Source organism: Symbiopectobacterium sp. RP (genome assembly GCF_050472005.1).
Taxonomy (GTDB): domain Bacteria; phylum Pseudomonadota; class Gammaproteobacteria; order Enterobacterales; family Enterobacteriaceae; genus Symbiopectobacterium.
In genome coordinates this window covers 755,227-779,348 of the sequence record NZ_JBGOGS010000001.1, presented here as the reverse complement: position 1 = coordinate 779,348, position 24,122 = coordinate 755,227, and the positions used below count along the sequence as shown (strand labels likewise).

The following is a 24,122-nucleotide window of genomic DNA, read 5'->3' as shown; positions in this document are numbered from 1 at the left end:
GGAACGGGAACACCGTCTATTTTATGAAAAATACTCAATCTGCTTTTTTACGTTATTTGCTGCAAGGCAGTCTGGTGCAACAAATTGTTATTGGCCTGGTTTTTGGCATCCTGCTTGCCATGCTCTCTCCAGCGAGCGCCCTTGCCGTCGGTTTGCTTGGTACACTGTTCGTCGGGGGGCTAAAAGCGGTCGCCCCGATGTTGGTGTTGCTGTTGGTAATGGCATCGATTGCCAACCACCAACAGGGACAAAAAACCAATATTCGTCCGATACTGGTGCTGTATGCCATCGGCACCTTTTCTGCTGCGCTGGTGGCCGTTGTACTCTGTTTTCTTTTCCCCACGACGCTCGCCTTAAATGAACAAGCCACCGATGTTGTGCCGCCAACGGGCATTGTTGCAGTGCTGAAAGGTTTGCTGATGAGCGTGGTGGCCAACCCGATTCACGCACTGATTAACGCCAATTACATCGGGATTCTGGTGTGGGCCGTTGGTTTCGGTATCGCTTTTCGCCATGCGTCACCCAGCACGAAAACCTTTATCAATGATGCTGCACATGCCGTTTCCCTTCTGGTTCGCACGGTAATTCGCTTTGCGCCATTGGGGATTTTCGGTTTGGTGGCCTCGACGCTGGCCGAAACTGGTTTTGGTGCACTGTGAGGGTATGCGCACCTGTTAACCGTGCTGGTCGCTGGCATGCTCATCGTGGTGTTTGTCGTCAACCCGCTGATCGTGTTTTGGAAAATTCGCTGTAACCCGTATCCACTGGTGCGACCTGCCTGCGTGAAAGCGGTATTATAGCCAACCGACTTAAAAATGATTACAACAGATGCACTGATATGCGGCAAAAAAGCATAGCTGGCTGTTATCAAAATAATGTCGGTTGGCTATACCGCCTTTTTCACCCGCAGTTCTGCCGCCAACATCCCGGTGAATATGGAGCTGTGTCGTAAGCTGAATCTGGATGAAGACACCTATTCCGTCGCCATCCCGTTGGGTGCGACTATCAATATGGCGGGTGCGGCGGTAACCATAACCGTACTGACGCTGGCCGCGGCACATACGCTGGGTATTCATGTTGATATAGCCAAGCGACTTAATTTTAATTACACCATATGGACTGAGAACAAAATCTCTGTATCGCAACCACTCTCTCTTTTTTGGCTTTTTGCTTGTGCCCATTTATGCTCAATGGGGTTAAGATCTGGCGAATATGTAGGCAAATACTCCACCATATACCCTGCATCGATGATGACTTGTTGAATATTATGTTTTTTGTGAAAAGTTGCATTGTCCATCACGATTACCCTGTTTTTAGGGAGTACTGGGATAAGGACTTGTGTGACCCAGGAATAGAAAACATCGCTGTTAATATTGATATCAAATAATCCGATAGCAAACAGCGTTGTGCCTAATAACGCGCCGATAACATTTGTTCTTCCCTTGGCTCCCCCGTTCTTCAGGCCAAAACACCGTTGACCTTTTGGGGAATAGCCGTGAGTCCGTGGGGTATCGTGTGGAAAACCACTTTCATCAATAAAAATAATAGGTTTACCTTTTTTTCATACTGTTGTATTTTTTGTTGAAATGCTTGCCGGGCGCTTTCGTCGGCTTTCGGATGAGGTAGAGTTTTTTTTATAGGTCAATCCCAGCTTTTTAAGAGCTTGCCAAATGGCCTTCTGACAAACGCCAAAACGCTCTGCACGTTCTTTTTGGTAAGCATCTGGATATGGTTCAACATCTTTTATCAACTCGGATTTATCGCTCTTTCGCTGACGCGTGGTCGATGCTTTTGACGCTATTTGATTAATCCAACGCGATACAGAGGCAGGGCCAATCCGAAATTGCTTCGCTGTTTCTCGGATACTCAACCCTTCTTCTTCCCGTGTAGATATCACTTTACGTCTAAAATCAATTGAATAGCTCATTTAAATAATGCAATCAAAATTAAGTTGTTTAGCTATATGCCTACCGCGCTGCTGCTCAGCGTGGTCGCCGCCATTTGTGCCTGTGGCGCATCCGGCGTGGCAGGGGGATCGTTGCTGTTAATCCCACTGGCGTGCAGCATGTTCGGTATCGCCAACGACGTCGCCATGCAGGTGGTCGCCGTCGGCTTTATCATCAGTGTGGTACGAGATTCGGTGGAAACCGCCGTTAACTCTTCGACGGATGTCCTGTTCACGGCTTCAGTATAGCCAACCGACTTAAAAATGATGACAGCCAATGCCCTAGTATGTGGCAAAAAAATACAGCTAATTGTTATCAAAATAATGTCGCTTGGCTATATGTCAATCGGAAGATGCCAAGCTGGCAGAGAAAGAGCGGCTGAACCTGCTGTAACACCTTATCGTTTCCCTCATCTTCTGCATCAAGGCATAGGTATCTACACATCATAAAGGGTTAAAAACCACCATAGCTAAGTGGGCAAGTTCTTCCGGGGTATAGTCTGCTAATAACGTCAAGGTATTTAGCAGGATGGATAGTCCGGCAAGCAGCGCTGGGGCGCTTTCTTTACGCCCTCGTTTTTGTTGTCGTCCGGATAATCGGCAAATTAACTGACGGGCTGCCGCATTGTCGTCTCCTTCAGCGCGTTGCAGCCGCCATACCAGCACACATGCCATGCTAGCTATCAATAACCTGCGTAGCAGGGCACCAGCACTGCGCTGAAGCCATTTTTCTACATCATGACCGGCACCTTTCAGCAGCTTAAAAAAGGATTCAATACCCCAGCGCCAGTAATACCAGCGAGCGACTTCCGCGCTGGTGATCTCGTTGCTAACGTTTGTGAGCAGCGTCCAGCGTCCGATAAATTTACCGTGAGTATCGGTAAGGCGAACCACAACTAATCTGAGTGTCAGAGCTACGCCTGGCTGTCGCCGTCCGGTGTTCTTGTCTTTCCGCTTCGGTTTTGCTGTTCGCGTTATGATCACGGATGTTTCCCCGATCTCCATATTGGCTTTTTTCCCTTTCCAGCCAACCAGTCCGTTTGCGATAAATGGCAGATCGTCTGCAATTTCACCAATTTTACGGGTGTCACCGCCCCACTCGGCCCGATGCCCTTCCTTTCCCCGGATAAGCCAACATATTCCCTGGGAGCTTAATGTGCGCATATGCCCGATAGAGTCACCTTCACGGTCAATGAGATGAACTAACTTCTTCCCGGTATCAAGAGACTCAACGCGGGCGATATCAGCCGTCAAAGCATCCATATGAGTCAGACTCTCAGACAAGCCCTCGGTTAGCGTTGAACGACAACCCGCCCTATCGGTTAGAGTTTGAGACAGGGGCGCTATTGGTAAACCATTTGCAGCATCAACCAGTAGGCGGGTTTGTAGTTCATAACCGACGTCGCCACCATGCGTCATTTTCAAACGTTCTTCTTTCCCATTGTGGGTACGAAACTGTAAATGAGACCAGTCGTGAACGACGGGAGCGTATGGATGCGGGCTAAGTGCAACCTGCCGGAGAGCCAGCGAAATAATCGGTTCATTGAGCTGACTGAAGCTAATACGTTCATTATTAAAAAAACGCCAAACGGCCTGAGTAGTGGCGAATGTTGTTTTCTGCGCGCAGGCAAGGTCTTTAACGGCTGACGCCAATGGTGCTGCAGGAGTCATGTGTTGCTTAAGCAGACGCTGATATAGCCAAGCGACATTATTTTGATAACAATTAGCTGTATTTTTTGCCACATATCAGGGCATTGGCTGTAATCATTTCTAAGACGGTTGGCTATACCTATGGAATCAAGGTGAGAGAAAACAGAGCAATAGCGACATTAATGAGATTGCGTTTCTGCCCGGAACGGGTCCAGCCCACGCTTCTGCATACGCCAAAAACAAATGATGTTGTAGCCATTGAGGATCAAAAATGTGCCTTCAATCAGCGAACCGCCTATTGAACCAAGCCATACGTTATGTATTACCCAGCACAGTGTGGCGCACCAAATGACGCAGCGTGTCGTCAACCCACTGGTGCGGAACAATGCCCAGGTGCTGATCAGCGTACCAATGATCGGCAGCAGCTCAACCGCATGCTTAAGACCCGAAAGCCCGAACACCAGCGTCAGGATAATAAAGGCAAACATCACAAAAAGATTGTGGGTGCGTGTAGCAATCACCGTGCGCCCGGCATTCAGCAGTGCACTGGCGCCAGCGGCATTTGCCCCCATCAAAAAGAAATGGATACCGATGATGGCGCAGTAGAGGGAAAGTTGTAGTTTGAATTTGCGATCGTCACGGTGAAAAAATACGGTAATCCCCACCAAGAAGGCCATCGCCCCCACTGCCTGAGCAAACCAATAACTCGTCATGATCTGTGCCTTGGGAAAAGGAGTGGTGAAAATAAATAAAACGTCGCCAATAAATGGAGCGCTGTTTCATTTTAATTAAAGGCGGGAGATTTTACAACGTTACGCCACTTTTAAATATAGCCAGTTCGCGAAAATCATTGATCTCGTTTTTCTTTCGCCAGCTTTTTGCTATCAGCAATTTGCACAATCATGTCCACAAACTGGGTCAGCAGATCGTCCATTTCCACCCCATGAATCAGGCGGCCGGCATCAAAGTCGATCCAGTGCGGTTTTTTCTGCGCCAACTCGCTGTTGGTTGCCAGTTTCACCGTAGGTACAAAACCGCGCGACCGGTACTGAACAATACCATATGGCAGCCCGCGCCCACCAGCGCGCTGGTAGCCACCGCATCATTACCCGGTGCGCTGAGCAAGTTCAACCCCGGCGTATGCAGGCGCTCGCCATACTTGAGCACGTCCACCACTTTGCTCTGCCCCGCTGTCTGGGTACAGCCCAGTGATTTCTCTTCCAGCGTAGTGATACCACCGGCCTTGTTACCCGGCGAGGGGTTCTCATAAATCGGCTGCTTGTGCTCGATAAAGTATAGCCAAGCGACATTATTTTGATAACAATTAGCTGTATTTTTTTGCCACATATCAGGGCATTGGCTGTAATCATTTTTAAGTCGGTTGGCTATATCTGTGCCGTTCCTGCTCTGGTGCTGGAACACCACCAGCTGTTTCCGCTCGGCAACATGACCGGATATCCCACGCTAAAAGAGAAAATCGCACCAGAAAAATGGATGGATAAGCGCGTGGTATTCGATCCACACGTTAATCTGCTGACCAGCCAGAGCCCCGGCACCAGCATGGATTTCGCCTTGAAGCTGATTGATTTACTGTCCGGGCGTGCCAAAGCGGCGGAAGTGGCAGCGCAGTTGGTGCTGCCACCGGGCATTTATGATTATCGGGATTGATGCCATCAAACCTCTGTGATTCCGTCATCCTCCGCTCGCACGGAGGATGAGGAGCGCGAGGTTAAGGCCGATAGACCTTCACGTTAGTGAACCCCTGCTCACGCAGATACAGCGCCTGCAAACTGCTCATCACACCGCGTTCACAGTACAGCAGATAGGTCTTACCCTGATCAAGATCGCCAAACTGAGTGCTGAGCTTGTAGAACGGCAGCGATTTGATTTCAACACCGGTGAGCGCAAGCGGACGATCGTCTTGCTCATCCACCGAGCGAATATCCAGCAGAATATCGTCAGCAGAAAGCGATGCCACGGTTTCAACTTCCGTTATCTCTTGCGAGGTCTGGGTGGCGATATCGCGGATATCTATATTCCGCGCTTCAAAAATCACCCGGTCCAGAATCTCAAAGTCGAACTTACCTTCTTCCTCTTCGATTTTGGATTTGACTGCTTTTACTGTTGGGCTTTTAGAAATAACCCCGCAATACTCAGGCATGGTTTTGGCAAAATCTTCCGTGCCTAAATGGCGTGCCAGCTTGATAATGTGTTCTTTATCGTGTGAAATCAGCGGGCGCAGAATCAGCGTGTCCGAGGCATTATCGATGAGACGCAGGTTGGTCAACGTTTGACTGGAAACCTGACCTAACGCTTCGCCAGTTACCAACGCCTGAACGCCATAATGCTCGGCAATGCGTGATGCGGCACGCATCATCATACGTTTAAGCACGACGCCCATCTGGCCGTCATCCACTTTTTCTAGGATCTCGCCCACCACGGGTTCAAAATCAATAGCGACAAAGCGCACGCGATGCGAGCTGCCAAAGCGTTTCCACAAATAGTGTGCGACCTGTTTAACACCAATTTCATGCGCTGCGCCGCCCAGATTGAAAAAGCAGTAATGCACGCGACAGCCACGGCGGATAAGCATATAGCTAGACACGCCAGAATCGAACCCGCCGGAAATCAGTGACAGTACATCTTCTTGCGTACCGATAGGGAAACCACCGATGCCTTCATAACGCCCTTTAATCAGCAGCAAACGATCCTGTTCAATCTCCAGATGAACCGTGACCTGCGGCGTGGTAAGGTTAACGTGCGCACTGTCGATGTGCTGATTAAGTCCACCGCCCACATAACGCTCTACATCCTGCGATGAGAAGTCGTGCTTGCCGCGCCGTTTCACGCGTACACAGAAGCTTTTTCCTTCTAGCTGTGGACGATACAGCGCCAACGTTTGTTCAAAAATGTCGTGCACGTCGGTGTAAGCGTGGTCTTCAACGTCCAGAATATGATGAATGCCGGGAATACGGGTTAACGCATCGCGAATCTCTTCGCGTTGGCTTTCCTCTTTGGCTCGGACTTCGATATGATCCCAATGACGGACGACGGCCAGTTGGTCGTCATACTGCTTAAGCACGTTACGAATGTTACCGGTAAGTATCTTAATAAAGCGCAACCGCACAGATTGACTCTTGATGGTGATTTCCGGGAACAATTTAATGATAAACTTCATGATGGCTGTCGTTACTTAGTCAAATGGGCGTAAGTGTTAACCCGAGTGCTACATTCACGTTATCGGTAAACTCGTTCCATAGGGTGATTTTACCAATAGCATCCAAGGCGCGGAGTATATCATCTTCTCGCACGCTGCGCGCAGGAAGGATGTGCTTATCTGTGCGATGGATCAGTAGCGAACAGTAACGATTAACGACACTAAAAGAACAGCATAACTTAGCGATCAGGATGTAAAATAGGTCATGCCTGCAAAAAAAACGTTGCCTCACTCGGAGGCAAACAGCGAAACGCTGAACACAGCTGACTCAGCGCTGAGTTTTGAAGATGCGCTACAACAGCTGGAACAGATTGTCGCCCGCCTCGAGTCGGGCGATTTGCCGTTGGAAGCCGCGCTGAGCGCTTTTGAAAATGGCATTCAGTTAGCGCGTCAGGGACAGCTGCAGCTGCAACAAGCGGAGCAACGCGTACAAATCCTGCTAAGCGATGAACCGAATGCCGCGCTGTTCCCTTTCGCTCAGGGCACGACAACCCCGAACAGTAAACCACTATGACGGAATTCGCTGAGCAATTGCGTGCCCATGCAGATCGCGTTAATCAGGCATTGAACCGTTTTATCACCGACTTGCCGTTTCAGGGTAGTCCGCTGGTTGATGCCATGGCCTACGGTGCGCTGCTGGGAGGCAAACGCCTTCGGCCTTTTTTGGTTTATACCACCGGGCAACTTTTCGGCATTCCTCTGAGCAGCCTGGATACGCCGGCTGCCGCAGTGGAATCTATCCACGCTTATTCGCTGATTCATGACGATTTGCCTGCCATGGACGATGATGACCTGCGCCGTGGTCAACCGACCTGTCACATTAAATTTGGCGAAGCCACAGCGGTTCTGGCCGGGGATGCGCTTCAAACGTTAGCCTTCTCCATTCTGGCTGACGGCTCCATGCCGGAAGTCAGCGACCGCGATCGCCTATCAATGGTTGCAGAACTGGCGTACGCCAGCGGCGTGGCAGGCATGTGCGGTGGGCAAGCGCTGGATTTGGCGGCAGAGGGTAAGCAAGTCGATCTCACCGCACTGGAGCAAATTCATCGCCACAAAACCGGCGCATTGATTCGCACAGCCGTCAGGCTCGGCGCGCTCAGCGCTGGTACTGCGGGTCGGGCGGCACTGCCACACCTCGATCGCTATGCCAATGCCATCGGTCTGGCCTTTCAGGTGCAGGATGACATCCTTGATGTGGTTGGTGACAGTGCCACCACCGGTAAGCGACAAGGGGCCGATCAGCAACTGGACAAAAGCACCTATCCCGGCTTGCTCGGGCTTGACAGTGCACGGGCAAAGGCGTGGGATCTCTATCAGGAATCACTGGTAGCATTGGATGAACTGCAAGCGGCCAGCGCAACGCCGCTCGATACTACGGTACTACGGGCATTGGCGAATTATATCGTCGAGCGAGATAAATAATTTCAACATCACCCAGTGAATTTCAAGCGTGTCGCACGGTGGCAACGCCCCGGATGGATACTGTATTCGCCGCTTGAGAGAGAACGGGGATTACACCTCAGAATGAGTCGCAAATGAGTTTTGATATTGCAAAGTACCCGACACTGGCTTTAGTGGAAACACCTGACGAACTGCGCATGCTGCCGCGTGACAGCCTGCCTAAACTGTGCGATGAACTTCGTCAATATCTGCTGGACAGCGTTAGCCGCTCCAGCGGCCACTTTGCTTCAGGGCTCGGCACCGTTGAACTCACCGTGGCGCTGCACTATGTCCACAACACGCCATTTGACCATCTGGTGTGGGATGTTGGCCATCAAGCCTATCCTCACAAAATCATCACCGGTCGCCGCGATCGCATTTCCACCATCCGCCAGAAAGGCGGCCTGCACCCGTTCCCCTGGCGCGGCGAGAGTGAATACGATGTGTTAAGCGTCGGTCACTCCTCCACGTCGATCAGCGCAGGGCTGGGCATGGCGGTTGCCGCCGAACGAGAAGGCAAAGGACGCCGTACCGTGTGCGTTATCGGCGACGGCGCACTGACCGCGGGAATGGCATTTGAAGCCATGAACCACGCGGGCGATATTCGTTCCGATTTGCTGGTGGTGTTGAACGACAACGAGATGTCCATTTCCGAAAACGTCGGTGCGCTCAACAATCACTTGGCACAACTGTTATCCGGTAAACTCTACTCCACCCTGCGCGAAGGTGGTAAGAAAGTGCTGTCTGGCATCCCGCCGATCAAAGAGCTGGTCAAACGCACGGAAGAACATCTGAAAGGCATGGTGGTACCCGGAACGCTGTTTGAAGAACTCGGCTTTAACTATATCGGCCCGGTCGACGGTCATGATGTGGTCGGGCTAGCGCAAACCCTGAAAAATATGCGTAGCCTGAAGGGTCCGCAGTTGCTGCATATCATGACCAAAAAAGGTCGTGGCTATGCCCCAGCAGAGCAAGATCCTATCAGTTGGCATGCCGTGCCCAAGTTTGATCCTGCCAGTGGTACCTTGCCCAAAAGCAAGGCGAGCCTTCCCAGCTACTCGGCCATTTTCGGTGATTGGCTGTGTGAAATCGCCGCCAAAGACAGCAAGCTGATGGCAGTGACGCCAGCGATGCGCGAAGGTTCTGGCATGGTGCGCTTCTCTCGTGACTACCCACAACAATATTTCGATGTTGCCATTGCCGAGCAGCACGCCGTCACCTTTGCCGCCGGTTTAGCCCTAGGCGGGTACAAACCGGTGGTGGCGATCTACTCCACCTTTTTACAACGCGCCTACGATCAGGTGATTCACGACGTCGCCATTCAGAATCTGCCGGTACTGTTCGCTATCGATCGCGGCGGTATTGTTGGCGCGGACGGCCAAACGCATCAGGGGGCGTTTGACTTGTCCTTCCTGCGTTGCATTCCCGATCTGATTATCATGGCACCGAGCGATGAGAACGAATGTCGCCAGATGTTGTTTACCGGCTACCGTTATCAAGACGGCCCTTGCGCCGTGCGTTACCCACGCGGTACCGGTACTGGAGCCACGCTTGAGCCGTTGCAGGAATTGCCGATCGGGAAAGGGGTGGTACGACGCACGGGCGAAAAAGTCGCTATCCTCAATTTCGGTGCACTGCTGCCGGAAGCACAGCAGGTTGCCGAAAAGCACAATGCGACATTGGTCGACATGCGCTTCGTCAAACCGCTGGATGAAGCACTGATTGCTGAACTGGCAAAAAGCCACGATCTGCTGGTGACATTGGAAGAGAACGCATTGATGGGCGGTGCGGGTAGCGGCGTGAATGAAGTGGTGCTGGCGCAGCGTCTGGGCATTCCGGTGTTAAATCTGGGGTTACCGGACAGCTTTATTCCCCAAGGGACTCAGGAAGAAGTACGCCACGACTTGGGGTTGGATGCGGCGGGCCTCGAACGTCGCATTGAGGAATGGCTGCAATAATCGTGATATCGACCGGGGCAGTCGCCCCGGTTAGGCACCGCGTATGCCGTTTAAGAAAATAGCGGCCAGTGGTGCCCGATCCAGTAGATAATGCCCGCAGAGATAACTCCAGCCACAATATCGTCAATCATGATACCCATGCCGCCGTGCACATTACGATCGAACCAGCGTATCGGCCAAGGTTTGAAAATATCCAGAACACGAAACACCACAAACCCGGCCAGCACCCACTGCCACTGTTCATCCGGGATCGCCATCAGCGTGATCCACATCCCGACAAATTCATCCCAGACGATGCTGCCGTGATCGTGCACCCCCATGTCTTTGGCCGTTTGATGGCACAGGTAAACACCGATGCAAATGCTGAACATGATAGTCAGTGAATACAGTTGCCAGGGCAGGAAGGAGAGCAGATACCACACCGGGATCGCCGCCAGCGATCCCGCCGTGCCCGGCATCCAGGGTGAAAGGCCACTACCAAACCCGGTTGCCAGCAGATGCCTGGGATTGCTCAGGCGCAAACGCTGCTTAGCGGTGCGCTTTGTTTCTCGGTCATGGGCTGAAGTGGTCATAGCCTTTCCAGTTCAGTTCCACTGCGTTATCACCACGGAAAAAGCGCAGCCCCTCGGACGACGGCGCTATCTGACCAATGCAGGTATAGCCTACGCCGAGTTGGCCTAGCGCCATGTCGATCGCCCCGCGATTAATCTCCGGCACGGTAAAGCACAGTTCATAATCTTCCCCGCCAGACAGCGCCCAACGCAGCGCCTGATCGGGTTCAACGTGTTGCATCATTGCCGATGAATAAGGAATAGCATCAAGCTGCACGCGCGCACCACAATCACTTGCGGCCAAAATATGGCGTAAATCCGAGATTAGCCCATCCGACAGATCGATAGCCGCGCTGGCAAGCGTGCGCAACGCCTGACCTTGCAGAATGCGCGGCTGCGGACGCAAATGGCGTTGCACCAATGACTGACGCACCGCGCTGTCACTCACCTGCAAACGTTGTTGCAAAATCGCCAGCCCGGCGGCGCTATCACCCAGCGTTCCGGTCACATAGATCCAATCGCCAATGCGGGCACCGGCACGAGTGAGCGCACGACCGGCGGGCACCAGCCCGTGAATAGTCAACGTAAGGCCGAGCGGACCACGCGTGGTATCGCCGCCGATCAGCTGCATGCCATAGTAATCCAGCAGCGTGAACAAGCTATCGCTGTAGGCTGCCAACCACGCGCTGTTAATTTCGGGCAAGGTAATGGCGAGAGAGAGCCAGGCGGGATCGGCCCCCATGGCTGCCAGATCGCTTAAATTAATGGCCAGCGATTTGTAACCCAAATCAGCAGGATCGATAGTCGGTAGGAAATGCACACCAGACACCAGCGTGTCGGTACTGACGGCTAAAAGCTGCTTTTCTGCCACTGTGAGCAACGCACAATCGTCGCCAATCCCCAATTCTACATCACGACGCGGATTTCCCGCCTTGTAGGCGTTCACATGATTGAAATAGCGGGCAATCAGATCAAACTCACCGTAAACCATAACCGTTTCCGTCAAAAACAATCGCGAACAAGGCCGGTATTCCGGCCCTGAGCGTTACTTCTTGGTTTGGCGCACCGTAGGAGCGACTTTATCCAATACGCCGTTGACAAACTTGTGGCTATCTTCCGCACCGAACACTTTCGCCAGTTCAATGGCTTCGTTGATGGCAACCTTGTAAGGGACGTCATCGCGCTTGCTCAGTTCGAACAGTGCAATACGCAGCACGGCGCGCTCCACCTGCCCCAACTCTTCGAGCTGACGTGACAGGTAGGGTGCCATCAATGCATCCAGTTTTTCTGCCTGCATGGCGACGCCCGCCAGCAACTCACGAAAGTAGCTGATGTCGACATCTTTGACATCCTGCTCACTCAGGAATTGCAGTTCAATATCGGCAATATCATTCTTTGATAATTGCCAAGAATACAGCGCTTGAACCGCACATTCACGAGCGCGGCGACGAGCAGCAGGTTTCACGGAATACCCCTTTCTTAATCAAATTTATTTTATAGCTTTCAATACGTTAATCATTTCCAGCGCGGTCAGCGCAGCTTCTGCACCCTTATTGCCCGCTTTGGTACCAGCGCGTTCAATCGCCTGCTCGATGCTTTCTGTCGTCAAAACGCCAAACGTCACAGGAATATCGCTGTTCATGGCAACATGAGCCAACCCGGAGCTGCACTCACCCGCAACATATTCAAAATGCGCAGTACCGCCACGGATAACCGTTCCCAGTGCCACGACGGCGTCATAGCCATTTTTTGCCAGCGCGCGCGCGGTCAGCGGCAGCTCATAGGCACCCGGTACCCACACAATGGTAATGTTTTCATCTTTGACCTGACCAATACGTTTCAGCGCATCGATAGCGCCTTCCAGCAGGCTATCGTTGATAAAATTGTTGAAACGGGCAATCGCAATCGCGACGCGGGCATCAGGGCTGGCAACAACACCTTCAATGAGGTTCATAGCGTTCCTTATAATCATAATCGCATGCTAATACCCCGCAGGGGGGCGGATTCTATCACATTCTTGTGACGGCGTATCCGGTTTTGTCTGCCACACCCCATAGAGGCCAGAGCAAACCAAAACCGCAGGATATCGACGTCAGGATTGCGGTATGAAACGCAGACGGAGATCGGGGCCAATCTGGCACACCTCCGTCTGCGTAAATGAAGGCACTTGCGCCAACTGCGTCACCCCCGGCAACACACACAGGGCCCGGGCATCATGCCCTAACAGTTTCGGGGCCATATACACGATCAGCTCATCGACCACGCCCGCATTCAACAGTGCGCCTGCCAGCGTAGCACCGGCTTCAACCCAAACCGAATTAATCTGGCGCTTGCCGAGCATCATCATTAGCGCAACCAAATCGACGCCGCCACCGTGGGCGGGCAGAGTAAGGTGTGTCACACTTTCAGGCCATGCGCTGTCATTGTTCGGTTGGGTACTCGCCAGCCAAGTTTGGCCAAGTTGATGGATCAGTTGATGCTGAGGCGTTACGCGTCCATGGCTGTCGACGATCACGCGCACGGGTTGAGGAAGCACTACATCGGGAAGCTGTTGTTGCGTAGCGGCATCCAACGTCTCCCAACGTACCGTCAACAGCGGATCGTCCGCCAACACGGTAGCACTGCTGCTAAGGATCGCGGCGCTTTGTGCACGAAAGCGTTGCACATCCTGACGTGCCTCGGGAGAGGTGATCCACTTGCTTTCTCCGGACGCCATCGCCGTGCGGCCATCCAGCGAAGCAGCCACTTTAAGACGGACATAGGGAACGCCGGTGCGCATCCGTTTCAGAAAACCCAGATTGACCTGCTCGGCATCTTGCATCATCAGGCCGTGACTGACAGCGATACCCGCCTGCTGTAAACGGTGCAAACCGCGCCCGGCCACCTGAGGGTTAGGATCTTGCATCGCCGCCACGACGCGCGCCACACCCGCCGCAATCAGCGCATCAGCACAGGGCGGCGTGCGTCCATGGTGACTGCACGGCTCCAGCGTCACATAGGCGGTTGCTCCTCGGGCCAGTTCACCCGCCATACGAAGCGCATGCACTTCCGCATGCGGTTCATCGGCGCGCAAGTGGTAGCCTTCGCCGACCATTTCACCGTCGCGTGCAATCACACAACCAACGTTAGGGTTTGGAGACGTAGTGAAACGCCCGCGCCGCGCTAATTCAAGCGCGCGCGCCATCCAGAATTCATCTTGCCGTTCCATATGACTAATCCTGTAACCGAGCAATCTCTTCGCCAAACTCCCGAATGTCCTCAAAACTACGGTATACGGAGGCAAAACGAATATAAGCGACTTTGTCCAGACGCTTCAGGGCATCCATCACCAGATTGCCAATCATCTTGGCGGTGACTTCACGCTCACCCGTAGCACGCAGTTGAGATTTGATATGATTGAGGGCGTTTTCAACGTCATCCGCACTGACCGGCCGCTTTTCCAGCGCTTTCAGCATCCCTTTACGCAATTTTTCTTCGTTGAAGGGCTCGCGAACGTCATTACTCTTGATCACCCGGGGAATCACTAGCTCCGCCACTTCAAAGGTGGTAAAGCGCTCATTGCACACCAGACACTGACGGCGACGCCGTACCTGCGTGCCTTCGCCGACCAGACGAGAATCAATAACTTTGGTATCAACAGCGGAGCAGAATGGGCAGTGCATAACATATCCCGATGATTAGCTTCTCTTACGCCTAGTTTACCCTGATTTGATCGACTAACCCAAATATCCAGCGCTTACAGACCAATATTTGCATAGGTGCCAGCATTAACGCAGCATGATTTAACTCTCATTCGCCACTACGCTTATATATAGCCAACCGACTTAAAAATGATTACAGCCAATGCCCTGATATGTGGCAAAAAAATACAGCTAATTGTTATCAAAATAATGTCGCTTTGCTATAACAATCTTTGTGGAGTAGCCATTGCGCGTGTTAGTTCCAGATTTGGACTGGTGCTTCTCATGCCCGAGGTGATGGGTCATTTCAGCATTAAGGGCAGCTTCAACGCAGATCTTTTTCAGCAGGCGATCAAAGTGGTTGAGAGCGTCAGGGGTTTTGAGATTTTTGGCCAGCTCGTTAGCCAGAGCCTGTAACTGTTTTTCGTCCATTAAAGTAACCTGCTTTTGATGTTGGATTGAACATATAGCCAACCGACTTAAAAATGATTACAGCCAATGCCATGATATGCGGCAAAAAAAGCATAGCTGGCTGTTATCAAAATAATGTCGGTTGGCTATATCGTGCATCTTGTCTCTTGATGCTGGCGCTGACGGGCTGTTCAGCGCCTCCGCAAACGCCTACGCTGCAACGGGAAGTGGGGCAGCTTAACCGGCAATTACAAACACTGACGGCACAGGCGTTAGCGCTGGAGCAGCAAAATACCTTAAACAGTCACTCTACCCACGGTGTGTACTTGCTACCCAGCGCGAAAAATAGCGCAATTTTAGAAAGCAATATTGGCAAACTGAGCATTTCCCTGAGCCATATTGAACCCGAGGCGAATGGCACCTAGGCGCTGTTGCACGTTCGGCTACTGGAAGGTACAGCACTGCCTGCGTTTCACGCACAACTCGACTGGGGTCAGCTCGATCTGGTCAGCAGCAAGCCGTTGCCAAGCGAAATTCACACCCAGCAGTTGATGCTCGACGCCCCCCCCCTATTACCCAAAACTGAAGCCATATTTGGCGTTCGGCTAAGCGATGTCACACCGGAGCAGCTCGGGTTTATACGCCTGCATCAAGTTGAAACCAGCCGCCCCTGATACATAAAAAAATCCCTGCCGTAGCAGGGATTTCTCTCAACGTTATCAAACGGCCTTAAGGAAAGATGGAGGGTTGATCCGCCCCTTCCTTCTCGACTTTCTGCACCAGCAGGTGTTCACGCTTCATCCCAAGCTTCAGCGCCAGCGCTGAGGCCACGTAGATAGAGGAGATAGTACCGATAGACACCCCGATCAGCATTGCCAGCGAGAAACCTTCCAGCATCGCGCCGCCAAAAATGTAGAGCATCAATACCACACCCAGCGTGGTGCCGGAGGTCATCAAAGTACGGCTCAACGTCTGTGTCAGCGACACGTTCATGATTTCGTAAGGCGTACCGCGGCGAATCTTGCGGAAGTTTTCACGAATACGGTCAGATACCACGATGCTGTCGTTCAACGAGTAACCGATAACCGACATCAGCGATGCCACGATGGTCAAATCGATTTCGATTTGAAACAGCGAGAACCCCCCCATGGTGATGATCACGTCGTGCGCCAATGCCAGCACCGCCCCCAACGCCAGACGCCATTCAAAACGGAATCCTACGTAGATCAAGATGCAGATCAACGCCGCCAACAATGCCATAGCACCGTCTTGCGCCAAATCGTTACCCACACTCGGCCCAACAAACTCGATGCGCTTCACCGTAGCACTCTGTTCCGTGCCCTGGTTAATCATGCTAACCACTTTGTTGCCCAGCTCCTGACCTGACGTGCCCACGCTTGGCGGCATACGCACCATCACATCACGGCTGCTACCGAAGTTCTGAATCAACGGATCGGCAAAACCGGCTTTTTCCAGAGAGTCACGAATGAGATCCAGATCGGCCGGTTTTTCCAGGTTGATTTCAATCACCGTACCACCGGTGAAATCCAATCCCCAGTTAAACCCGTGCACACCCATAACAATCAGTGACAGGATTAACAAAGTGCCCGAAATGACGAACGCGACGTTATCCCAACGCATAAAGTCATAGACTTTACGACCATAGTTGAGCTGTTCAACAGTATATTCCTGTGCCACGACGCACTCCTCAAATAGACAGCTTGTTAACGCGTTTGCCGCCGTAAACCAGGTTCACAATCGCACGAGTGCCGACAATAGCGGTAAACATCGAGGTCGCAACCCCAATCGCTGTAGTAATGGCAAAGCCTTTGATTGAACCGGTCCCCACAGAGTACAGAATCACTGCCGTGATCATCGTTGTCAGGTTGGCATCGATGATACTGGAGAACGCACCTTTGTACCCTTCATGAATGGCTTGCTGAACCGTGCGCCCGTTCCTGAATTCTTCTTTGATACGTTCGTTAATCAGTACGTTGGCATCTACAGCCACCGCCAGCGTCAACACGATACCGGCAATTCCTGGCATGGTGAGTGTCGCCCCCGGCAACAGTGACATCACCCCAACGATCAGCACCAAGTTAGCCACCAATGCAGTGGTCGCGATCAAACCAAATCCTTTGTAGAACACCACCATAAACAGGATGGATGCCACCAGCCCCCACAAGCAGGCCTCAAGCCCTTGGGTGATGTTTTGCATCCCCAACGTTGGCCCGATGGTACGCTCTTCAACAATCTGAATCGGGGCAATCAACGCACCGGCACGCAGCAACAGAGAGAGCTGACGCGCTTCGTTCGGGTTATCGATACCGGTAATACGGAAGCTGTTACCCAGACGCGACTGAATGGTCGCGACGTTGATCACTTCTTCGTGTTTTTCCAGAATGGAACGACCCGACGTGGCATCTTTCTTACCCCTGTCCTTGTATTCCACAAACAAGGTTGCCATCGGTTTACCGATGGCAACCTTGGTGAAATTGGACATGGCGTTACCGCCCGCGCTGTCCAGCGAGATGTTAACCTGCGGACGACCGTATTCGTCGGCACCCGAGGTGGAATCGGTAATGTGGTCACCGGTGAGGATCACACGCTTGTACAGCACCACCGGGGTGCCATCACGCATGTTTTTCACTTCGGAATCAACCGGAACACGGCCATTGGCTGCTGCCGTCACGTCCGCAGAACTGTTTACCAGACGGAATTCCAACGTTGCCGTCGCACCCAGAATTTCTTTGGCTCGCGCGGTGTCTTGAATGCCGGGCAACTCAACCACGATGCGATCCGCTCCCTGTCGCTGTACCAGCGGTTCGGTCACACCCAGTTGGTTAACACGGTTACGCAGGATATTGATGTTTTGCTGGACGGCGTATTCACGCGCTTCACGCAGGCGCTCGGCGCTCATCATCGCACGCATCAGGTTATCGCCGCTGGCGTTAAACACTAGATCGCGGTGACGGGTGGTGAGATACGAAATCGCGTCGTTACGCGTTGCCACATAGCGGAAACGGATCTCTACGGTATTGTCATCGGCTTTACGCACCGTGGCATAAGGGATGCCCTTTTCACGCAGATCGCTGCGCAGGGAATCCATGGTCTGCTCTTGCAGTTTAGCTAACGCCGTTTCCATATCCACTTCCATCAGGAAGTGTACGCCACCGCGCAGGTCCAGACCCAGTTTCATGGGTTCCGCACGCAGCATGCGCAGCCAGTTTGGCGTAGCGGGGGCCAGGTTCAAGGCCACGACATACTTCTCACCCAATGCATTCATCAGCGCTTCGCGAGCGCGCAGTTGAATATCTGGAGTGGAGAAACGGGCAAGGATCACACCACTTTCTAACGCGAGCGATTTGCTGGTGATCTGCTGTTCTTGTAATACATTCTGGACTTGGATCAGCGTTGAATCACTGGCGGCGATGCCTCGCGCGCCAGTGATTTGTACCGCCGGATCCTCACCATACAGGTTAGGAAGTGCATAAAGCAGGCCGATGACTAATGCCACGACCAGCATCAGGTACTTCCACAAAGGATAACGGTTTAACACGGCAGTTCCCTTCGGGAAAATCAAAAATTACAGGGCCTTGATGGTGCCCTTTGGCAATACGGCAGCCACAAAATCACGTTTGATAACCACTTCATTATTGGTGTCGTTCAGCGCGATAGCGATGTACCCGGTCTCAGAGACTTTGGTCACGCGACCCACCAGACCGCCCGTCGTCAGCACTTCATCCCCTTTGGAAATGGAGTCCATCAGTTTCTTGTGATCTTTAGCGCGCTTTTGCTGAGGACGCAGAATCATGAAGTAAAAAATCAGGCCAAAAACAGCCAGAATAATCACCAGAGAGTACGGACTTTGTGCCGGAGCGCCAGCTGCAGCTACAGCATCAGAAATGAAAAAATTCATTTAACTATCCTCTTTTTTGTTATCAAACCAAACGTGTGCAAAAGTATATGAAATCCAAATGTGCCTAAAACGCTTCAACCGTACACATCACGCGCAGCAGGTACGAAAATCGCGTCGTCAGTCGTGTTGACCTGCCGCCGTTTCAGCAAGGGATGGCGCCGGCTTGCCAATCCGTTGGTAAAAATCTGCCACAAAGTGCTCTAATTTACCCTCTTCGATGGCCTGACGTAAACCCGCCATCAACCGTTGATAATACCGCAAGTTGTGGATGGTATTGAGGCGCGCGCCGAGTATTTCGTTGCAACGGTCGAGATGATGCAAGTAAGCGCGGCTATAATTGCGACACGTGTAGCAATCACAGTGCTCATCCAACGGACGAGTATCATCCTTGTGTACCGCATTGCGGATTTTTACCACGCCGTCGGTAACAAACAGGTGGCTGTTGCGCGCATTGCGCGTTGGCATCACACAGTCAAACATGTCAATGCCGCGTCGCACGCCTTCCACCAGATCCTCAGGCTTGCCGACTCCCATCAGATAACGGAGTTTATCCGCCGGGATCTGCGGGCAAACATGCTCTAGAATGCGGTGCATATCCGCCTTCGGCTCCCCGACTGCCAAGCCGCCCACAGCGTACCCATCAAAGCCAATCTCTACCAGCCCTTTTACTGAGACATCGCGTAAATCTTCGTAAACACTTCCCTGAATGATACCAAATAACGCGTTGTTGTTATTGAGTTCATCAAAACGATCGCGGCTGCGTTTCGCCCAACGCAGCGACATTTCCATCGAGCGTTTGGCATAATCCCAATCGGCAGGATAAGGCGTACACTCATCGAAAATCATCACGATATCAGAGCCGAGATCGTACTGGATTTCCATCGATTTTTCCGGGTTGAGGAAAATCGGGTCGCCGTTGATCGGGTTACGGAAGTGCACACCCTCTTCGGTGATTTTGCGGATGTCGCCCAGGCTGAAGACCTGAAATCCGCCGGAATCGGTCAGGATCGGGCCATGCCACTGCATGAAATCATGCAAATCGCCGTGCAGCTTCATGATCTCCTGGCCTGGACGCAGCCACAGGTGGAAGGTGTTACCCAGCAGGATTTGCGCGCCAGTTTCTTTCACTTCCTCAGGCGTCATGCCCTTTACCGTGCCGTAAGTGCCAACCGGCATAAACGCCGGGGTTTCCACCACGCCACGTTCAAAAACAAGACGGCCACGGCGCGCTCGACCATCGATTTGCAACAATTCGTATTTCACTTTGCCTCCAGCACCGGAAAAACAGTCCGATGTTGTTGTTGGTAAGTTAGTCAACACGCCAACAGATTGCACTCTGCGGCGCGATTATGCGTTTTTTTTCAAAAAGCTGAAGCGTCGTTGTCCACCGCACTGGCAACCTACTCCGCTTCAGCCGCAGGATTACGCGTAATAAACATGGCGTCGCCGTAGCTGAAAAAGCGATACTGCTCGCTCACCGCCGCGCGGTAAGCCGCCATGGTATGCTGATAGCCCGCAAACGCAGACACCAGCATGATCAACGTTGATTCCGGCAGATGGAAGTTGGTCACCAGGGCGTCGATCATGCGATAATGATAGCCGGGATAGATAAAAATGCGGGTATCACCAAAGAAAGGGGCAATCAGCGCCTCTTGCGCCGCACTTTCCAATGAACGCACCGACGTGGTGCCAACAGCGATCACGCGATTACCGCGCGCTTTACACGCCAGCACAGCATCTACCACATTCTGCGGCACTTCAGCATACTCCGCATGCATGATGTGATCTTCGATGGTATCAACCCGCACGGGCTGGAAAGTGCCTGCGCCGACGTGTAGGGTGACAAACGCCATTTCAACCCCTTTCTCGCGCAATGCAGCCAGCAGCGGCTCATCAAAGTGCAGGCCCGCCGTCGGTGCGGCAACCGCACCGGTGCGTTGGCTATACACCGTTTGATACAGTTCACGATCGGCGTCTTCATCCTGTCGGTCAATGTAAGGCGGCAGCGGCATATGGCCGATGTCGTTTAATATCGTCAGCACATCGCGTGGATCATCAAAATGCAGCTCAAACAGCGCATCGTGGCGCTGGGCCATCACCGCTTTGACGCTGCCGTCTTCTCCCAGCAACAGTTCCGTTCCCGGTTTGGGGGCCTTGGACGCTCTAACATGCGCCAGCACACGCTGCGTATCCAGCACGCGCTCAACCAGCACCTCAATCTTGCCACCGCTGGCCTTTTGACCAAACAAACGGGCAGGAATGACGCGGGTATTGTTAAACACCAGCAAATCGCCCGGTGCCAGTTTATCCAGCAAATCGGTGAAAACACCATGGGTCAGGGCTCCCGTCGGTCCGTCCAGCGACAGCAATCGGCAGCCGCTACGCTGCGCCTGCGGATAGTGCGCAATCAGCGCTTCGGGAAGTTCAAACGAAAAATCAGAGACTCGCATGGCTATTCACTTGGTTGTGCTATTTATAAAAGAGTGTTCGACAGGAACAGGTAAAAAACGGCGGTCTAGTCTAGAGCCGTAAGCGCGCGGCTGCAACAAATAAGCAAACGGTGCATGAAATTGATGTAAACTGGCAGAATGAATTTTCTTGCTCATCTTCACTTGGCCACGCTAGCCGATAGTTCGCTTCTCGGCAACCTGATGGCCGACTTTGTGCGCGGTAACCCGCAACAAGGCTTTAGCGATGACGTGGTGTCAGGTATCCGCCTGCACCGCCGCATTAGATGTGCTAACGGACAGTCAGGCCGAAGTAAAAGCCGTCGCCGCACATCACGCTTGACGTACTATGGGACCATTTTCTTGCCCGTCACTGGACGCGCGCATGTCCGCAGCAATCGCTGGAAGCGTTTGTCGCTACCGCTCGTACCCAGATAGAGCCACATCTGGCTGACACGCCGGAACTCTTTCAAAACCTGAATCACTATCTGTGGCGTGAACGTTGGCTGGAGCGCTACGCCGAATTGCCCTTTATTGCTGATGTGCTGCAACGCATGGCGATACGCCGCCCCCGGTTGGCGGCATTAGCAGGCTCATTTGAGGATATCGAGCGCCACTACACCGTCTTTGAAGACTATTTTTGGTGTTTCTATCTAGGTATGATGGAACAGGCTCGTTTGCAACAGCTGTAACGCTGTCGATTTATGCTGGGTATGACCAATCAATTCAATAGACAAAACCTATCTCATCAATCGGTCTGTTAACCTTTATTCATGAGGAAAGAAACCCTATACTGCCTGTTGTTTTTTCATCCTCGTCCTTTTTAATCACTTTTACAGGAGTTATTATGGTCCTGGTAACGCGTCAAGCCCCTGACTTCACCGCTGCTGCCGTATTAGGCAATGGCGAAATCATTGAAAATTTCAGTCTGAAAAAGCACATCAGCGGTAAAGCGGCAGTGATTTTCTTCTGGCCGATGGACTTTACCTTCGTCTGCCCGTCAGAACTGATCGCCTTTGACCACCGCTATAAAGAGTTTCAAGATCGCGGTGTAGAAGTGGTTGGAGTATCTTTTGACTCCGAATTCGTTCACAACGCTTGGCGCAACACGCCGGTGAAAAGCGGCGGTATCGGCCCGGTGCAGTACGCCATGGTCGCCGACGTGAAGCGTGAAATCCAGAAAGCCTACGGCATTGAGCACCCGGATGCGGGCGTGGCACTGCGCGGTTCTTTCCTTGTCGACAAAGAAGGCGTGGTACGCCATCAGGTTGTCAACGATCTGCCGCTGGGCCGTAACGTTGATGAAATGCTGCGCATGGTTGATGCCCTGCAATTCCACGAAGAGCACGGCGAAGTGTGCCCGGCACAGTGGGAAAAAGGCAAATTCGGTATGGGCGCATCGCCAGATGGCGTTGCAAAATACCTGACGGAAAATGCCGACAAGCTGTAATCTCGTCCTTTTCCGCGACAACAAGCCGACGCTATCCCGTCGGCTTTTTTATGTGTGCCGGGCATGCCCGACAGCTTGGGGGTGAAAGTCCCCTGTACAGCCTGATGGTGGCGAAGGACTAGCGAAGTGCAAGGGCATCATCGCGAGGTGGGGTCTGAAGGAAGCGTGGAGCAAAGCCATGACCTGACGAACAGAAACCTGATACAAGGCTCATCCGATCGGCAGAGCGAGCATATGATCGCGAAGGCCATAACCATCAAGGGTCGAGTGAGTAAATCAGGCAGGTGTGTGGTGAAGGCGGTCGGGTTTACCCCGGGAGGTCTGCATAGCGTCCTGCATTCAGGACTGAGCTCATCGTGAGGTGCGCTGATCACTATGCAGAAGTCAGCAGAGGGCATAGTAGGGGAAACCTGAAGGCCCGAACAGTGATGAGTGGCGAGTATCGCCGGAGGTTCTGAACGGTCATGCAGCAGAAAACGCAATGCGACCCCGATGAGAGCAGAAGGGGTGAAGCACCGACTCCTGCCCCATCAGGGGCTGAAACCGTCCAGACACAACCGGAGCGGGAAAGCCCGTCGTCCGGGGATAGTCTCATGGAGGTTATCCTCAACCAAGAAAATCTGAAGCAGGCGCTGAAAAGAGTAAAAGCCAACAAAGGCGCGCCGGGTGTGGACGGAATAAGCGTGAGCGAACTCCCCGACCATCTGAAACGCCAGTGGCCGGAACTGCGGAGTAACCTGCTGGCTGGCAGATACAAACCTCAGCCCGTCCGTAGGGTGGACATACCGAAACCCGAGGGAGGAACTCGACAACTGGGAATCCCGACGGTAATGGACAGGTTCATCCAGCAGGCAGTGATGCAGGTGCTGCAAAGCCAGTGGGATCCGACCTTCAGTGAAAGCAGCTATGGGTTCAGCGTTGGCAGGTCAGCGCATCATGCGGTGAAGCGAGCAAAGAAATACGTGGAAGAAGGCCACCACTGGGTGGTTGGACATCGACCTCGAAAAATTCTTTGACCGGGTAAACCACGATGTACTGATGAGCCGGGTGGCAAAGCGGATAACGGATAAGCGGGTGTTAAAGCTTATCCGGGCCTTCCTGAATGCTGTAATCATGCAGGCAGGGCTGGTCAGCCCACAGATGGAAGGCACACCGCAGGGTGGTCCGTTGTCGCCCCTGTTGTCGAATGTGTTGCTGGATGAACTGGATCGCGAGCTTGAAAAGCGCGGCCTGAAGCACGTCCGCTACGCAGACGACAGCAATATAGCCAAGCGACATTATAGCTGTATTTTTTTGCCACATATCAGGGCATTGGCTGTAATCATTTTTAAGTCTGTTGGCTATAATATAACTGAACCGCCGTATACGGATCCGTATGTACGGTGGTATGGGAGGAAGCGAGCCTGTACACGAGATTGTGTAATTGCCTGATTTTGATATGTTCAATCCAACAT

At 52.6% G+C, this 24,122-nt stretch carries 24 protein-coding genes and 7 pseudogenes; 12 read left to right on the top strand and 19 right to left on the bottom strand.

Annotated elements, in window-relative coordinates; translation table 11 throughout:
• Positions 1-23: 23 nt before the first annotated feature.
• A pseudogene (gene sstT, locus ACD630_RS05020) lies at positions 24-1,097 on the top strand (serine/threonine transporter SstT); the annotation flags it as partial.
• A gap of 8 nt (positions 1,098-1,105) precedes the next feature.
• Here the strand turns inward: sstT and ACD630_RS05015 are convergent.
• Together ACD630_RS05015 and ACD630_RS05010 are read right to left on the bottom strand one after the other, a co-directional pair.
• Positions 1,106-1,537, bottom strand: a complete 432-nt coding sequence (locus ACD630_RS05015) for a transposase (protein WP_430359903.1) — start codon at positions 1,535-1,537, stop codon at positions 1,106-1,108.
• A gap of 24 nt (positions 1,538-1,561) precedes the next feature.
• Positions 1,562-1,927 (bottom strand): IS630 transposase-related protein, encoded by a 366-nt coding sequence (locus tag ACD630_RS05010; protein WP_430358312.1) that lies wholly within the window; start codon positions 1,925-1,927, stop codon positions 1,562-1,564.
• 36 nt (positions 1,928-1,963) lie between these two features.
• Here ACD630_RS05010 and ACD630_RS05005 point away from each other — a divergent pair.
• Positions 1,964-2,194 (top strand): annotated as a pseudogene (locus tag ACD630_RS05005) (serine/threonine transporter SstT); the annotation flags it as partial.
• Positions 2,195-2,209: 15 nt separating this feature from the next.
• Entirely contained in the window at positions 2,210-2,395 is a 186-nt protein-coding gene (locus ACD630_RS05000) for a hypothetical protein (RefSeq protein WP_430358311.1), read from the top strand.
• Here ACD630_RS05000 and ACD630_RS04995 read toward each other — a convergent pair.
• From ACD630_RS04995 to ACD630_RS04985, 3 genes and pseudogenes are all read right to left on the bottom strand, one after another.
• Entirely contained in the window at positions 2,390-3,688 is a 1,299-nt protein-coding gene (locus ACD630_RS04995) for a hypothetical protein (protein ID WP_430358310.1), read from the bottom strand. The genes ACD630_RS05000 and ACD630_RS04995 overlap by 6 nt on opposite strands.
• Positions 3,689-3,774: 86 nt before the next feature.
• Positions 3,775-4,308 (bottom strand): YgjV family protein, encoded by a 534-nt coding sequence (locus ACD630_RS04990; RefSeq protein WP_430358309.1) that lies wholly within the window; start codon positions 4,306-4,308, stop codon positions 3,775-3,777.
• 134 nt (positions 4,309-4,442) lie between these two features.
• Positions 4,443-4,942 (bottom strand): annotated as a pseudogene (locus tag ACD630_RS04985) (hypothetical protein).
• Between the two features lie 27 nt (positions 4,943-4,969).
• Between ACD630_RS04985 and ACD630_RS04980 the strand changes: the two are divergent.
• Positions 4,970-5,263 (top strand): annotated as a pseudogene (locus tag ACD630_RS04980) (DJ-1/PfpI family protein); the annotation flags it as partial.
• Between the two features lie 61 nt (positions 5,264-5,324).
• Here the strand turns inward: ACD630_RS04980 and thiI are convergent.
• Positions 5,325-6,773 (bottom strand): tRNA uracil 4-sulfurtransferase ThiI, encoded by a 1,449-nt coding sequence (gene thiI / locus ACD630_RS04975; RefSeq protein WP_430358308.1) that lies wholly within the window; start codon positions 6,771-6,773, stop codon positions 5,325-5,327.
• A gap of 244 nt (positions 6,774-7,017) precedes the next feature.
• On the opposite strand from thiI, the gene xseB reads away from it, so the two are divergent.
• The 3 genes from xseB (at position 7,018) to dxs (ending at position 10,210) form a co-directional block, all read left to right on the top strand.
• Entirely contained in the window at positions 7,018-7,326 is a 309-nt protein-coding gene (gene xseB / locus ACD630_RS04970) for an exodeoxyribonuclease VII small subunit (RefSeq protein ID WP_430358307.1), read from the top strand.
• Positions 7,323-8,234 carry a (2E,6E)-farnesyl diphosphate synthase gene (gene ispA / locus ACD630_RS04965; protein ID WP_430358306.1) on the top strand — a complete coding sequence of 304 codons (912 nt, stop codon included), beginning with the start codon at positions 7,323-7,325 and terminating at the stop codon, positions 8,232-8,234. The genes xseB and ispA overlap by 4 nt, the downstream gene beginning before the upstream one ends.
• Before the next feature lie 113 nt (positions 8,235-8,347).
• A complete protein-coding gene (gene dxs / locus ACD630_RS04960) occupies positions 8,348-10,210 on the top strand; it encodes a 1-deoxy-D-xylulose-5-phosphate synthase (protein ID WP_430358305.1) in 1,863 nt (620 codons plus the stop codon).
• A 50-nt stretch (positions 10,211-10,260) separates the two neighbouring features.
• Here dxs and pgpA read toward each other — a convergent pair whose 3' ends face one another.
• The 7 genes and pseudogenes from pgpA to ACD630_RS04925 all read right to left on the bottom strand — a co-directional run.
• On the bottom strand, positions 10,261-10,782 hold the full coding sequence (gene pgpA, locus ACD630_RS04955; protein WP_430358304.1) for a phosphatidylglycerophosphatase A: 522 nt from the start codon (positions 10,780-10,782) through the stop codon (positions 10,261-10,263).
• Entirely contained in the window at positions 10,763-11,752 is a 990-nt protein-coding gene (thiL, locus tag ACD630_RS04950; RefSeq protein ID WP_430359902.1) for a thiamine-phosphate kinase, read from the bottom strand. Before thiL ends, pgpA begins: the two co-directional genes overlap by 20 nt.
• A 54-nt stretch (positions 11,753-11,806) precedes the next feature.
• Positions 11,807-12,226, bottom strand: coding sequence for a transcription antitermination factor NusB (nusB, locus tag ACD630_RS04945; RefSeq protein ID WP_222158284.1), 420 nt, complete (start codon positions 12,224-12,226; stop codon positions 11,807-11,809).
• 24 nt (positions 12,227-12,250) lie between these two features.
• Positions 12,251-12,715 (bottom strand): 6,7-dimethyl-8-ribityllumazine synthase, encoded by a 465-nt coding sequence (gene ribH / locus ACD630_RS04940; protein ID WP_430358303.1) that lies wholly within the window; start codon positions 12,713-12,715, stop codon positions 12,251-12,253.
• A 138-nt stretch (positions 12,716-12,853) separates the two neighbouring features.
• Positions 12,854-13,969 (bottom strand): bifunctional diaminohydroxyphosphoribosylaminopyrimidine deaminase/5-amino-6-(5-phosphoribosylamino)uracil reductase RibD, encoded by a 1,116-nt coding sequence (gene ribD, locus ACD630_RS04935; protein ID WP_430358302.1) that lies wholly within the window; start codon positions 13,967-13,969, stop codon positions 12,854-12,856.
• Positions 13,970-13,973: 4 nt separating this feature from the next.
• Entirely contained in the window at positions 13,974-14,423 is a 450-nt protein-coding gene (gene nrdR, locus ACD630_RS04930; protein ID WP_291970478.1) for a transcriptional regulator NrdR, read from the bottom strand.
• Positions 14,424-14,663: 240 nt separating this feature from the next.
• Positions 14,664-14,873: pseudogene (locus tag ACD630_RS04925) on the bottom strand (transposase); the annotation flags it as partial.
• A 149-nt stretch (positions 14,874-15,022) separates the two neighbouring features.
• On the opposite strand from ACD630_RS04925, the pseudogene ACD630_RS04920 reads away from it, so the two are divergent.
• Positions 15,023-15,526: pseudogene (locus ACD630_RS04920) on the top strand (DUF3251 domain-containing protein).
• Between the two features lie 55 nt (positions 15,527-15,581).
• On the opposite strand, the gene secF reads toward ACD630_RS04920, so the two are convergent.
• The 6 genes from secF to ACD630_RS04890 all read right to left on the bottom strand — a co-directional run bounded on the left by secF (position 15,582) and on the right by ACD630_RS04890 (position 21,377).
• Positions 15,582-16,550 (bottom strand): protein translocase subunit SecF, encoded by a 969-nt coding sequence (gene secF, locus ACD630_RS04915; protein ID WP_430358301.1) that lies wholly within the window; start codon positions 16,548-16,550, stop codon positions 15,582-15,584.
• A 10-nt stretch (positions 16,551-16,560) separates the two neighbouring features.
• On the bottom strand, positions 16,561-18,411 hold the full coding sequence (gene secD / locus ACD630_RS04910) for a protein translocase subunit SecD (protein WP_430358300.1): 1,851 nt from the start codon (positions 18,409-18,411) through the stop codon (positions 16,561-16,563).
• 27 nt (positions 18,412-18,438) lie between these two features.
• Positions 18,439-18,771 carry a preprotein translocase subunit YajC gene (gene yajC, locus ACD630_RS04905; protein ID WP_430358299.1) on the bottom strand — a complete coding sequence of 111 codons (333 nt, stop codon included), beginning with the start codon at positions 18,769-18,771 and terminating at the stop codon, positions 18,439-18,441.
• A gap of 117 nt (positions 18,772-18,888) precedes the next feature.
• The gene (gene tgt / locus ACD630_RS04900) at positions 18,889-20,034 is read right to left on the bottom strand and encodes a tRNA guanosine(34) transglycosylase Tgt (RefSeq protein WP_430358298.1); all 1,146 of its coding nucleotides are present in this window, start codon (positions 20,032-20,034) and stop codon (positions 18,889-18,891) included.
• A 137-nt stretch (positions 20,035-20,171) separates the two neighbouring features.
• Positions 20,172-21,221, bottom strand: coding sequence for a tRNA preQ1(34) S-adenosylmethionine ribosyltransferase-isomerase QueA (gene queA / locus ACD630_RS04895; RefSeq protein ID WP_430358297.1), 1,050 nt, complete (start codon positions 21,219-21,221; stop codon positions 20,172-20,174).
• 6 nt (positions 21,222-21,227) lie between these two features.
• A complete protein-coding gene (locus tag ACD630_RS04890) occupies positions 21,228-21,377 on the bottom strand; it encodes a hypothetical protein (RefSeq protein ID WP_430360130.1) in 150 nt (49 codons plus the stop codon).
• Between ACD630_RS04890 and ACD630_RS04885 the strand changes: the two are divergent.
• The 4 genes and pseudogenes from ACD630_RS04885 (at position 21,360) to ACD630_RS04870 (ending at position 24,099) form a co-directional block, all read left to right on the top strand.
• Positions 21,360-21,910 (top strand): annotated as a pseudogene (locus tag ACD630_RS04885) (ACP phosphodiesterase). The gene ACD630_RS04890 and the pseudogene ACD630_RS04885 sit on opposite strands and share 18 nt — an antisense overlap.
• Before the next feature lie 155 nt (positions 21,911-22,065).
• Entirely contained in the window at positions 22,066-22,668 is a 603-nt protein-coding gene (locus ACD630_RS04880; RefSeq protein ID WP_430358296.1) for a peroxiredoxin C, read from the top strand.
• Between the two features lie 593 nt (positions 22,669-23,261).
• Complete coding sequence (locus tag ACD630_RS04875; protein WP_430358076.1) at positions 23,262-23,684, top strand: reverse transcriptase domain-containing protein; 423 nt, start codon at positions 23,262-23,264, stop codon at positions 23,682-23,684.
• Positions 23,656-24,099, top strand: coding sequence for a reverse transcriptase domain-containing protein (locus ACD630_RS04870; protein WP_430358295.1), 444 nt, complete (start codon positions 23,656-23,658; stop codon positions 24,097-24,099). Before ACD630_RS04875 ends, ACD630_RS04870 begins: the two co-directional genes overlap by 29 nt.
• Positions 24,100-24,122 lie beyond the last annotated feature (23 nt).